The organism is Candidatus Pseudothioglobus sp. Uisw_016 (assembly GCF_048087635.1).
GTDB lineage: Bacteria > Pseudomonadota > Gammaproteobacteria > PS1 > Pseudothioglobaceae > Pseudothioglobus.
Genome location: NZ_CP159806.1, coordinates 822,653 through 835,628, shown reverse-complemented (window position 1 = coordinate 835,628; position 12,976 = coordinate 822,653). Strand labels below are relative to the sequence as shown.

Below are 12,976 nucleotides of genomic sequence, written 5' to 3'. Positions count from 1 at the left end.
TGTACTCTATTTCTCACTATCGACAAGGCCACGGATAAACAGTCGTTGCATACTAACGACGACAATCACAGGTGGGATCATCGCGAGGATTGAAGTAGCCATAATCACGGGCCATTCAGCCACGTCATCACCCGATGGAAACATTTGTTTAATTCCCATGACAATCGTATTCATCTCGGGCTCTGTGGTGATGAGTAAAGGCCATAGATATTGGTTCCAACCATAAATAAATAAGATTACAAACAATGCTGCGATGTTTGTCCGGCTCATTGGTAACACAATATCCAAAAAAAATCGCATTGGGCTTGCGCCATCAACGCGTGAGGCCTCGGCGAGCTCATCGGGGATTGTCAAGAAAAATTGACGAAACAGGAATGTGGCAGTGGCTGAGGCAATCAAGGGGAAAATTAGACCACTATAGCTATTGAGCATGCCAAAACTTGCAACAACTTCGTATGTCGGCACAATGCGAACTTCAACAGGTAACATTAGAGTTAAAAAAATCATCCAAAAGAAAAAATTGCGGCCTGGAAAGCGAAAATACACAATTGCAAAAGCTGAAAGCAGCGAGATGATAATCTTGCCAACTGCTATGCTGATTGCCATTATAAAGCTGTTGACCAACATCGTTGAGACAGGAACGTTGATACCAGAGAAAAGTGCCTTGGAGTAATTCTCCCAAAGTTGGTCTCCTGGCCATAGCGGCATCGGCGGCTTCACAATTTCAGGTTGGGTTACGGTGGAAGCTACAAAAGCTAGCCAAATTGGAAAGAAAATAATCAGAACGCCCAGAATCATAAAAACATGAGTTAGCCATAAACCGGAACCCCGTTTTTCAACCATTCCATGTATGTCTTTAGCCATCAGTAATGTACCCTTTTTTCAATATACTTAAATTGGATAATGGTCAGCAGACCCACCACAAACAACAAGACAACAGATTGTGCTGCTGACGAACCAAGATCCTGACCAATAAACCCGTCAGAAAAAACTTTATAGACTAATACGGTTGTTGATTGCTGAGGTCCACCGGATGTAATCGTATGAATCACGCCAAAGGTCTCAAAGAAGGAATAAACGATATTTACAACCAGCAAGAAAAAAGCAATTGGCGACAAAAGAGGGAGAACGATTGTCCAAAATCGTTTCCAGAACCGAGCACCATCAATTGCTGCTGCTTCAATAACGGATCGGGGCACCGCTTGGAGCGCTGCTAAAAAGAACAGAAAGTTATAACTAATACGCCCCCAAGCTGAGGCTATAACGACAAGGCCCATGGCCTCGCCTCCATTCAAGACATGGTTCCAATCATATCCAAGATGTCCAAGATACCAGGACACGACTCCAACGCGAGTGTTGAACATAAACAACCATAATACACCTGCAATAGCTGGCGCCACAGCATAGGGCCAAATTAGCATTGTGCGGTAGACGCCAGACCCTTTGATTAACCGATCTGCCATCACAGCAAGAAATAGTGCTGGAATCATCGAGCAAAGCGATACGAGGATTGAAAACACCGCAGTCGTCACAAAGGACGCACGATAATATTTATCACTAAAAAGAAATTCAAAATTACCTAGTCCCACGAATCTGGACGATAGGCCAAAGGGGTCAGGAATGAAGAGTGATTGCCAAATCGCCTGACCGGCGGGGTAGTAAAAGAAAACAGCAGAGACAAGAACTTGTGGAGCAATAAGTAAAATGGGCAACCACCAGCCACGAAACGTGACGCGTTGATTCATAGTCTCTTCCTTTTTAAGATAGGCAGGCCAAAAGGAGGCCTGCCGTTGTTTTTTAAGTCTTAACGATTTGCAGACTCAAAGCGACGCAGTAATGCATCACCACGCTCTTTTGCGCTATCCATCGCCTCTTGAGCTGTTTTATCTCCAGACCAAATACCTTCAAGCTCTTCGTCGATAATACCACGAATCTGGTCAAAAGATCCAAGACGTAGACCATTAGAGTTAGCCGTTGGTTTATTTGCCGTCATCTGGATTACAGCAACTTCAGTGCCTGGGTTTGCAGCATAGAAACCAGACGCACGCGTTGCATCGCCTGCCTCAGCTGTAATAGGCAAATATCCCGTGTCTTGATGCCATTGAGCCTGAACATCGGTTGATGACAAGAAGCTTAGGAATTCACCTGCACCAGTATACTCAGCATCGCTATGACCTTCCATGACCCATAATGATGCGCCACCGATGATTGTATTCTGAGGACTGTTTCCAAGGCCTTTCCAATATGGCAATGGACGAACTTCAAAGTCGAATGTAGCTTCTTTTTTGATGCCCGCATATCCAGCCGAACTTTCTGTAAACAGCGCACATTCACCAGAACGGAAGTTAGCTCCACCCTCATTGCGACGTCCAGTATAAATGAACTTCCCATCTTTAGCCCATTGGCCCATTGCAGAAAGGTGTGCGACTTGTGCTTCACCATTCAAAGTCAGCTCAGTGTCAAGACCTGCAAAGCCATTATCTTGAGTGGCAAAAGGCACGTCATGATAGGCTGAGAGATTCTCAAGATGAATCCAGCTTTGCCAAGCAGTAACAAGTGGACATTCTTCCCCACCAGCTTTTAAGGCAGTCAACGCTGTACCAACGCTCTGCCATGTCGATAGATCAGTATCTGGGTCAACACCAGCTGCCGCCATTGCATCACGGTTTACCCAAAGTACTGGCGTCGATGCATTAAAAGGTAGGGATAGCATGTCACCCTCAGTAGAAGTATAATATCCTTTGACCGCACCAATATATGCATCCTGGTCAAACGATGCTCCACTTAGTTCCATTACTTCATGCAGTGGACGGACTGCACCACGGGCTGCCATCATTGTTGCAGTACCAACTTCAAACACCATAAGGATGTGAGGTTGTTCGTTCGCGCGGAACGCTGCAATGCCGGAATTGAGAGTTTCAGAATAGTTGCCCTTATGAGTTTGAACGACTGTATAGTCGGTTTGACTTGCATTGAAATCTCCAACTTGTGTCGCGACAAGCTCCCCTAAGCGACCAGTAAACGCGTGCCAAAAATGGACTTCGGTTGGCTCTGCTGATGATATTGGTGAGAACAAGGTTGCAGCAACCAATGCTCCTGAAAGATAATTTTTCATTTTTTTCTCCGTTGCATCATTGTAGATGCTTAGTTAAAAAAGAAGCCTAAAGATATGACTTCAGCTAAATATTAGTTATTTTGTTACAAATTAAATATACCACAAATAAACATTAAATATTATTACTTTGAATATTATTATTATTCAAACCATTAAAAAATAGGTCTTTATGCGATATATTTCACTAATAATCACATGAATTTTGGTTAATTATGGTAGAATATCAATATAATTGTTCACATGAACATATAATTAATAAAAGTCTTTATTTATTGCATTATTATTCCAATTTATCAATAAGCCAAATCTAATTACTTACTACTAAAGAATCAGGAGATCAAATGGATAATATTTCTGCTATGTCTAAGCAGCAACTGAATGAGGTAAAAATCATTCTTACAGATATAGACGACACATTGACCACTGATGGGAGGCTAAAAAGTAATGCTTATAGCGCTCTAGAGAATTTATCAAATTCTGGCTTTATCGTTATTCCAGTAACGGGTCGATGCGCAGGCTTGTGTGATCACATTGCAAGGATGTGGCCAGTTAATGGTGTAGTTGGAGAGAATGGTGCTTTTTTCTTTAGTTATAACCATGAATCTAAAAAAATGCAGCAGACCTATTGTCAGACTCCAATAGAGCGAAAAGAGAATCATCTAGCTCTTCATGATATTAAAAATTCCATCCTTAAAAACGTCTCTGGATCTGCCTTAGCTTCTGATCAGGATTATCGGCACACAGACCTAGCTATTGATTTTGCTGAAGACGTATCACTATTATCACCTGAGAAGATTAAAGATATTGTCAAAATTGCTGAAAAAGCTGGAGCAATGGCAAAGGTTAGTTCAATCCATATAAATTGTTGGATTGGAAGCCACAACAAACTATCGACAAGCCTATCAACACTCGATCAAGTATTTGGAATCAGTAAATCAAATATACAAAATGAAGTTCTCTTTATTGGTGATTCGCCAAATGACTCAATGATGTTCGATTATTTCGCTAAATCAGTTGGAGTAGCGAATGTTATGAATTGTATTGATGAATTAAATCAACCACCAAAATATATAACATCAAAGCACTCTGGTGATGGGTTTGTTGAGCTTGCTGATTTACTTTTAAGGAGATAGTTTTTTAAACTTACTTGTTCAAAATAAATGTCAAATATAAACGATAAAATTTATGATGTATTTATAGCTGGTGGAGGCATTAATGGCGTTGGAGTAGCTCGAGATGCTGCTGGGCGAGGTTACTCAGTATGTCTATGCGAAATGAATGACTTTGCTTCTGGCACTTCATCATCCTCAACTAAACTCATTCATGGAGGTCTTCGTTATCTTGAGCATTATAAGTTTCGGCTAGTTCAGGAGTCTCTAAAGGAGCGTGAAATTTTATTAAATATGGCTCCCCATATAATTTGGCCAATGAGATTTATTCTTCCTCATACAAAAGGAATGAGACCTAGATGGTTCTTAAGATTGGGGTTAGCAATTTACGACCACTTAGGACACAGAAAAATTTTACCAGGAACAAGTAATGTAAATTTTGCCAGTCAAAAAACAAATTCTCCACTTAAAGATACTTTTAAGTCTGGATTTGAGTATTCAGATTGTTGGGTAGATGACTCCAGATTGGTCATATTAAATGCAGTTGACGCTGCCTCAAAAGGAGCCTCATTAAGAAACTATACAAAGGTAACAAATGCAACTAGTTCAAATGGCCTGTGGACAATCTCAACAAAAAACTCTTTAAATGGTAAAGTAGAAATTGTTAAGGCAAAAGCTTTTGTTAATGCATCTGGACCCTGGGTTGATAAGGTTTTAAAAGAATCTTTTAAAGTTAAAGATTCAAAAAATGTTCGTCTTGTCAGAGGGAGTCATATTGTTGTAAACAAACTATATGAGGGTGACAAGTCATATATCTGCCAAAATAAAGATGGGCGCATTTTCTTTATAATTCCATATGAAGATAATTTCACATTGATTGGTACAACAGATATTGATCATGGTAAGTCAGCTGATCAAGTAAAAATAAGTGAGCAAGAAAAATCATATATCTGCGAGTCAGCAAGTAGTTATTTAAAACAAGAAATTACAACAAATGATATAGTCTGGAGTTATTCAGGGGTGAGACCACTCTATGATGATGGTGCAAGTAAAGCTCAAGAGGCAACTAGAGATTATGTTGTTTCAGCCAAGGAATATGACTACTCATTAATGATTAATATTTTTGGCGGAAAAATTACAACTTACCGTCGATTATCAGAAACAATTCTTGAACATATCGAGAACTTCCTTGGTAAACGAGGCAAACCATGGACTGAAAATTCTCGCCTTCCTGGAGGAGAAATCAAAGTTGCAACTCTTTCTGAATTTGAAGCAAAGTTAAAAAATAAATATAGCTTCTTTACGAATGAACTTATAAGAAGACTTGCAAGGTCATATGGAGAAATTTCTTTTGATATTTTTGGTGATGCAGATAGTTTAGATGCGTTAGGTGAAAATTTTGGAGGTGGATTATATGAAGCTGAAGTTCAATACTTAATTAACAATGAATGGGCTAGGTCTTCAGATGATATTCTTTTTAGGCGCTCAAAGCTTGGATTAATACTTTCTGAGACAGAAATAGAAAACCTTAACTTATTTTTGAAAAAAAATAATACAAAATCCCAATCCTCAGAAAATATAGTACCTTCAGAAAATAAAGAGGTTCTTAAGGCATGAGTCTACTAATTGAACTTTTAGGATCAATTGCACTTCTGTTGTGGGGTCTTCGAATGGTTCGAACTGGAGTGATGCGCTCCTATGGTAACAACCTAAAGAGTTTAGCGCGTCGATCAGAAGGCAAAACCCTGCCCGCGTTTACATCAGGATTACTGGTTGCGGCTTTGCTGCAAAGCAGCACAGCAGCCATTTTAATATCTGCATCATTTGCAGGTCAGGGACTTATCAGTGTTGGCTCTGCTTTTATAACAATGTTAGGAGCCGATGTTGGAACCTCAGTAGCGGTTCTTATTGCCTCTCAAAAATTTACGACTCTAGCCCCCCTGCTCTTAGCGATGGGCGTTTTTGGTTTTATTGGCTCTAAAGTCAACAAATGGCAAAATGTTTTTAGGGCAATCAGTGGACTAGGATTAATTCTATTCGCTCTTTCATTAATTGCATCAACTGCAGGCGGCCTATCAGAACTAAAACAATTTACTGCGCTGTTAAATATATTTGAGGATCAGCCCATATTCTTTATTCTTTTGGCATTGATTCTAACTTATCTTTCATACTCAAGTTTAGCAATTGTTTTGCTGTCTGTAAGCTTTCTAGCAACAGGTGTGATTGGAGTAAGTGAGGGGCTATACCTTGTGTTAGGTGCAAATTTAGGAAGCGGGATGCTTCCTCTTATCTCAAACTGGAGAGGATCCATACAAGAGCTGACGCCAGTACTGGCAAATCTCATTGTAAGAGTAGTTTGTATTTTGGCTTTTTATCCATTTGTTGACTTCGTTGCCACATTTGGATTAAAGTTTGTTTCTATTGAGTTATTCCCTGCAATTTATCACCTGTCTTTAAATTTGATTGTAGCTATTGTTGGCGTTATATTTTCTAAAAATATTCTTATGCTTGCAACAAAAATGCTCTCTAATCTTCAGGAGAAAGAGCTTAGTCAGCCTAGTTTTTTAGAAGCAAATAATTTTGCAATGCCAGCAATTTCTCTTGCTAGTGCTAAACGTGAAGCGATTCATATGGCTGAGATTTCACAAAAAATGGTTGTCTCTTCACTCGCTGTTCTTCGAGATGACAATATCGCTTTACGCAGTGAAGTAATTAAAAATGAGGATATAGTAGATAACATATTTGATTCAATAAAACTCTATATAGCAAGGATCTTACAAGAAGAATTAACGCCTACAGAGACTCAAAAAGCTTTAAATATCCTTAACTTTACAACAAGCATGGAGCATATTGGCGACATTATTAATAACAGCTTAATGGATATTTCTGGGAAAAAAATTGATAAACATATACAGTTTTCAAAAGAAGGATTAAATGAAATTATCTCTATACATGAGGTTGTTTGTTCAAATTATGATCTAGCCATTAATACCTTTGTTTCTGATGATTGTGAGCTTGCAAGAGTACTTTATGAGAAGAAACAAGAGCTCCATAATCTTGAAAAACGCTCTGTCACTAAACATCTTCAGAGGATTGGAAAAGGCATTACTGATAGTTTAGAAACCAGCTCTATGCATATTGATGTAATCCGTGATTACAAGAAAGTAAATAGTCTTTTATCTTCGGTGGCTTATCCAATTTTAATTGCTTCAGGTGAGATTCTAGAGTCAGGGTGGAAGCAGAAAATATAGGCAGTAGCTTTAAAATAGAGCAGCTAAAAATGTCTAATAATTAAGAAATTAAACTAGACTACTTATTTAGAAAGAGTTCGACTCACTGCATCCTTCCAGCCTAATTGCTTTCTTTCTCTTTTAGCATCAGACATTTTTGAACTAAATTGTTTTTCAGTTTTCCATGATTCTGCAAACTCTTCAGTAGAAGGATAAAAACCTATCTGCATTCCAGCAAAATAAGCCGCTCCCAATGCAGTAGTTTCTAAATTTTTTGGACGCTCAACTGGTAAATTTATTAAATCTGCAAGCATCTGCATAGTCCAATTTGAAGCCGACATACCACCATCCACTCTAATAGTACTTAACATATCATGCCCCAAGTCATTAGAAATTGCATTCAAAAGGTCACAAGTTTGATAGCACACAGACTCTAGCGCGGCTTTTGTTATTTCTGCAGGCCCTGTATTTCTTGTAAGACCGAATAAAGCACCTCGGCAATCAGAGTCCCAATAAGGCGCACCAAGACCGACAAATGCAGGTACTAAATAAACATCTTCTCCTGGATCAGCATTCATAGCTAGAACATCTGATTGATCAGCTGCATCAATAAACTCAAGCTTATCACGGAGCCACTGGATGGCTGCCCCGGCAACAAAAATTGATCCTTCAAGAGCGTAGCATGGCTTATTATTAATTTGATATGCAATTGTTGTTAATAATTTATTATTTGACTGAACTGGAACCTCTCCAGTATTTATTAGAACAAAACAACCAGTCCCATAAGTAGACTTAACCATACCTGGTTTAAAGCAGGCTTGACCAACCAAGGCTGAGGGTTGATCGCCAATGAGGCTACAGATAGGAATTGAAGAGCCAAAAAAAGACTTATCGGTATCACCAAAATTGGAAGCGCTATCAAGTACCTTTGGTAGCATTGATTTAGGGATATTAAAAAGTCTTAATAAATCATCATCCCACCGGCTTTCGTGAATATTGTACAAAAGAGTTCTAGATGCATTTGTAGCATCCGTTGAATGGACTTTTTTATTACTTAAGCGCCATAGTAAAAAACTGTCTATTGTTCCAAAAAGTAACTTGCCAGAATTAGCCTTATTTCTTGCATCATCTACATTGTCAAGAATCCAAGAGATTTTGGTTGCACAAAAGTATGGGTCAAGTACAAGTCCAGTTTTTTTAGTAACACTTTCCTCATGTCCAAGATTCCGAAGTTTTTGACACTCATCAGAGGTCCTCCTGTCTTGCCAAACAATTGCTTTATATACAGGCACCCCACTTTCTTTATCCCAAACAACAGTAGTTTCACGTTGATTTGTAATACCTATTGAAGCAATTTGGTTAGAATTAATTTTTGCCTTATTAATTGCAATATTGCAGCTATCAAGCACTGAAGACCAAATTTCTTCTGGATCATGCTCTACCCAGCCTGAATGTGGAAAAAACTGAGTAAACTCTTTTTGGCCAATGGATACAATTTGATAATTTGAATCAAATAATATAGCCCTTGATGAAGTAGTTCCTTGATCAATTGATAGAATATATTTATCTAACTTGGACATAATTAAAAACTCCTATTTCCAAATAATGGAACTTAGTTCTACTATTGTAAACTTATTCAAAATAGTATACATTATCTGCTAAAATTATATCAATAAATGAGCTGTTAATCATATACAACAGTTGATTTAATGTATTTATTTATTTATTATCCAGAAAAGTTATGGCAAAAGAGAAACGGGGCGATGGAACTGTTGGCAAAGCACTTGATGTTTTAAATGAAGTTGCAGAAATTGGCTCACCAGTTCGATTTTCAAGCCTTTTAAAAACCAGCAAGTATCCAAAAGCTACACTATATAGGCTCCTTCAAACCCTCCTGAATCAAGATATGCTGAGCTACAATGATGAGGAGCAAACCTACAAGCTAGGACTAAAGTTGGTTCGTATGGCACACGCAGCCTGGCTTCAGAGCTCTCTCGCCCCGATAGCCCTTCCATTTATTGATGAATTGTCTGAGAAAGTTAGTGAAACCGTTCACCTCGCTCAGCTTGATAATGGCCAAGTATTGTATGTTGACAAAAGAAACCCTAGCTCACCAATTGAAATGTACTCTCAAGCTGGCAAAGTTGGCCCTGCATACTGCACTGGAGTAGGAAAGGCAATGATGGCATTTTTAGATGAAGATGCGCTAAGTAGAGTTATTTCTAAACAAGCATTCTTTAAATATACTGATTTTACAATTACCTCTGAAAAAGCGCTTCGCAAAGAACTAACTATAATAAAAAAGCAAGGAATAGCCTTTGATAAACAGGAACATGAAGTAAAAATTATTTGTATTTCGTCTCCTATTTTGTCTTCAAAAGGGAGAGTGATTGGCGGCTTATCAATCACCAGCTCAATTGACATTCACAGCTTAGAGAGCCTTCAAGAATTTAAGCCTCAACTACTTAAGACCTCAGAACTAATTGGGAAAGAAGCTGGTGCATGGAATTTTCCTGAACAAAACAACTAATATAAGGACACCTTTGATATGGCATCATTAAAGATATCTAAAGCGACAAAGAAATACGATAAATTGCAAGTTATCCATGGAATTGATTTAGAAATCGAGGACGGTGAATTTTGTGTTTTTGTTGGGCCATCAGGTTGTGGAAAATCAACATTACTCAGAATGATCTCTGGCCTTGAAGAAGTAACCACTGGTGAGATTCATATTGGTGATAAAGATGTCACTACCATGCATCCAGCGGACAGGGGTATTGCAATGGTTTTTCAATCTTACGCTTTATATCCACATATGACGGTTAGAGAAAATATGGGCTTTGGTCTTAAAATGACAAAAGTTCCTACTGATGAAATTAACAAGAAAGTTAATGATGCTGCGAGTATTTTGCACCTTGAAGATTACATGGATAGAAAGCCTAAAACCTTGTCAGGTGGACAAAGACAAAGAGTTGCCATTGGAAGGTCAATTGTAAGGGGTCCAGAAGTATTTTTATTTGATGAGCCTTTATCAAATCTTGATGCGGAACTTAGGGTTGAAATGCGCGTTGAAATCTCTCGTCTTCATCGTGAACTAGGGACAACTATCATTTATGTCACCCATGACCAAGTAGAAGCAATGACGCTAGCTGATAAAATAGTCGTTCTAAAAGAGGGTTTAATTCAGCAAGTAGGTAAACCATTAGAGTTATATGAAGATCCACAAAATATTTTTGTTGCAGGCTTTATTGGCTCACCAACAATCAATTTTTTAAAAGGAAATATTGTTGATTCAAAGCTAACAATACCTAATCTTAAGTCCTCAAAAATCAAAGTAAGTAAAGCAGTTGCCTCATCTAAATCAGAGTTAATTGTAGGATTAAGGCCTCAGCAATTAAAGCTCACTAAGTCAGGAGATCTTGAAGTAGAATTCACTGAAGCTCTTGGAGACATTTCGTATGTTTACTTAAAAACCTTGAGTGGTGAAAGAGTGGTTGTAGAATCAAGAGAGGAAAAATTACCCTTAACAGGATCAAAAGTTGGAATAGAGGCAAACACAACTTCGGCCCTATTTTTTGACCCTAAAACCGAACTTCGAGTCAAATAACCTTTCTTAAAGAGGTTCCCAGAAAACCCCAGAAGGAGGAAGACTAACTGAACTGACATTCGTTTCTTTCTCACTGTAGTTGAACCAAAATCGATGTTTATGTGTTTCACGAACTCTAACGCAATCAGGCAGATCCATTGTAGAAATATTTTGCGATAAACAAGTACCCCTAAATATTCTTGTTAACGCCTCCTGATTACCCCAACCCGTTAAATACAGTCTATTTGTTTGTCCAATGAGTGCTGGACGGCCATCCTCACATTCCTCAATAACATTATCACAATCTACTAAAGTTTCCATCCAGCGATTAAAACTACCTCCAGCTTTAATTGAAATACTGGCATTTGGCCTCAAAGACTCAACACTAGCAACGGTGCCAACAACACCAGGAACTTCTGGTGGCAAGTCTTTTGGAATAGTCATATCTAATGTTTTTGAGCCAGATCTTGGGCCTGAAATTAAAACGCCTTCAAAGGATTGAATTGCCGCCTTAAGATCTGTATCAAAATGCATTAATCCAGGAGCAAGTACAATTTTATATCCAGTTAAATCTTTTTGATTTGGAGGGAGTATATCAACTGATAAACCAAGGCTTCGAAGAGCCTTATAGTATTCATAAACTAATTCAAAATAACTAAAGTCTTTACCTTGAGGCTGAATTTCCCATGCCCAACAGCTTTCATAATCAAAAATTATAGCGACCTTTGATTGAACTTGCTGAATGCCATTAAATTCTTTTAACTCAGAATTAACTTGAGAAGCTTGAGTTAAACCGGGTGTGCTTTCACCATCAGGTCTTTGCAGACCAGCGTGCATTTGTTCCTGAGCAAAAGGAGCCTGTCTCCAGCGAAAATAACTTATCACTTCTGCACCATGAGCAATGGCCTCCCAAGACCAAAGTCTAACCGCTCCGGGAGCAGGCTCAGGGTTGTAAGGAGCCCAATTCACGGGTCCTGGTTGCTGCTCCATTACCCACCAACGGCCGCGCCCAACAGTCCTGTATAGGTCATGATGAAATGCCTGAAAATCAGGATCTCCAAAGCGCATAAATTTAAGTTTAAAGTCTTCATTTTGAGTTGATCGATCTTCTAAAAAGCCCAAAGGATAGCTATCCCAACTAGCAATATCTAAATCATTGCCTACTTCATAATGATCAAAATCTGTAATTTTTCCCATATAGTTATGAATAAGTGGCATTTTTGTATGTTCGCGCATTATTAAAACTTGGGCGCGGTTAAACTTAACTACTTGCTCAGAGCTAAACCTTCTGAAGTCTAATTCGTGAATAGGATTGGCATCAGTAATGGTTAGATTTGGCAATTCAATCTGCTCAAAACTATTGTATTCCATCGACCAGAAGACATTACTCCAAGCCTCATTAAGATTTTCAATCGTCTTATATTTATTAGATAACCAAAGTTTAAACGAGCTTTCTGATGAAGTACTAAAAGACAACGTAGTGTCGTGACATCCATATTCATTATCTAATTGCCATGCTTTAATATAAGAGTTTTTTCCATATCGCTTTGCAACAAGCCTTGTAATCCTTGATGACTCCTGGAGATAGCCTTGATGAGAGAAACAGTAGTGTCTTCTTGAGCCAAATTTACGAGAACGTCCATCAGAATCAACTAGTAGCATATCCGGCCATTTATCTACAACCCACCTTGGAGGAGCTGCAGTTGGAGTGCTCATAACCACATTCAATCCAGCATTTCCTAATACTTGAATAGCTTGGTCAAGCCATTTAAAATTTTGAGCACCCTCTTCAGGCTCTAATCGGCTCCAGGCAAATTCACCTATTCGAACCCAAGTTAAGCCTGACTCTATCATATCCTTAGCATCCTTTTCCCATTGAGTCTGTGACCAATGTTCTGGATAATAACAACTTCCTAGTTTTGGAATCATAGTATTC

The 12,976-nt window shown here is 38.6% G+C and carries 10 protein-coding genes; 5 read left to right on the top strand and 5 right to left on the bottom strand.

Annotated elements, in window-relative coordinates; translation table 11 throughout:
* Nucleotides 1-6 precede the first annotated feature (6 nt).
* Genes ugpE through ugpB form a run of 3 tightly spaced genes read right to left on the bottom strand, consistent with a single transcriptional unit; the run spans nt 7 to nt 3,115 of the window.
* Complete coding sequence (ugpE, locus tag ABXT69_RS04150; protein WP_416679545.1) at nt 7-843, bottom strand: sn-glycerol-3-phosphate ABC transporter permease UgpE; 837 nt, start codon at nt 841-843, stop codon at nt 7-9.
* Nucleotides 844-863: 20 nt separating this feature from the next.
* Entirely contained in the window at nt 864-1,745 is an 882-nt protein-coding gene (gene ugpA, locus ABXT69_RS04145; protein ID WP_416679440.1) for a sn-glycerol-3-phosphate ABC transporter permease UgpA, read from the bottom strand.
* 59 nt (nt 1,746-1,804) lie between these two features.
* Complete coding sequence (gene ugpB, locus ABXT69_RS04140) at nt 1,805-3,115, bottom strand: sn-glycerol-3-phosphate ABC transporter substrate-binding protein UgpB (RefSeq protein WP_416679438.1); 1,311 nt, start codon at nt 3,113-3,115, stop codon at nt 1,805-1,807.
* A 341-nt stretch (nt 3,116-3,456) separates the two neighbouring features.
* Here ugpB and ABXT69_RS04135 point away from each other — a divergent pair, with 341 nt between their 5' ends.
* The 3 genes from ABXT69_RS04135 to ABXT69_RS04125 are packed head-to-tail and all read left to right on the top strand — an operon-like array spanning nt 3,457 to nt 7,475.
* Entirely contained in the window at nt 3,457-4,248 is a 792-nt protein-coding gene (locus tag ABXT69_RS04135) for an HAD-IIB family hydrolase (protein WP_416679436.1), read from the top strand.
* Between the two features lie 27 nt (nt 4,249-4,275).
* On the top strand, nt 4,276-5,841 hold the full coding sequence (gene glpD / locus ABXT69_RS04130; RefSeq protein WP_416679434.1) for a glycerol-3-phosphate dehydrogenase: 1,566 nt from the start codon (nt 4,276-4,278) through the stop codon (nt 5,839-5,841).
* Nucleotides 5,838-7,475, top strand: coding sequence for a Na/Pi cotransporter family protein (locus ABXT69_RS04125; protein WP_416679431.1), 1,638 nt, complete (start codon nt 5,838-5,840; stop codon nt 7,473-7,475). Before glpD ends, ABXT69_RS04125 begins: the two co-directional genes overlap by 4 nt.
* 62 nt (nt 7,476-7,537) lie before the next feature.
* Here ABXT69_RS04125 and glpK read toward each other — a convergent pair whose 3' ends face one another.
* Nucleotides 7,538-9,034: a glycerol kinase GlpK gene (gene glpK, locus ABXT69_RS04120; protein WP_416679429.1), complete on the bottom strand. Its 1,497-nt coding sequence runs from the start codon at nt 9,032-9,034 to the stop codon at nt 7,538-7,540.
* A gap of 161 nt (nt 9,035-9,195) precedes the next feature.
* Between glpK and ABXT69_RS04115 the strand changes: the two genes are divergently transcribed.
* Complete coding sequence (locus ABXT69_RS04115) at nt 9,196-9,984, top strand: IclR family transcriptional regulator (protein ID WP_416679427.1); 789 nt, start codon at nt 9,196-9,198, stop codon at nt 9,982-9,984.
* A gap of 18 nt (nt 9,985-10,002) precedes the next feature.
* Nucleotides 10,003-11,061: an ABC transporter ATP-binding protein gene (locus ABXT69_RS04110; protein WP_416679425.1), complete on the top strand. Its 1,059-nt coding sequence runs from the start codon at nt 10,003-10,005 to the stop codon at nt 11,059-11,061.
* A 6-nt stretch (nt 11,062-11,067) separates the two neighbouring features.
* On the opposite strand, the gene ABXT69_RS04105 is transcribed toward ABXT69_RS04110, so the two are convergent.
* A complete protein-coding gene (locus ABXT69_RS04105; protein ID WP_416679423.1) occupies nt 11,068-12,969 on the bottom strand; it encodes a beta-galactosidase in 1,902 nt (633 codons plus the stop codon).
* Nucleotides 12,970-12,976: the final 7 nt, after the last annotated feature.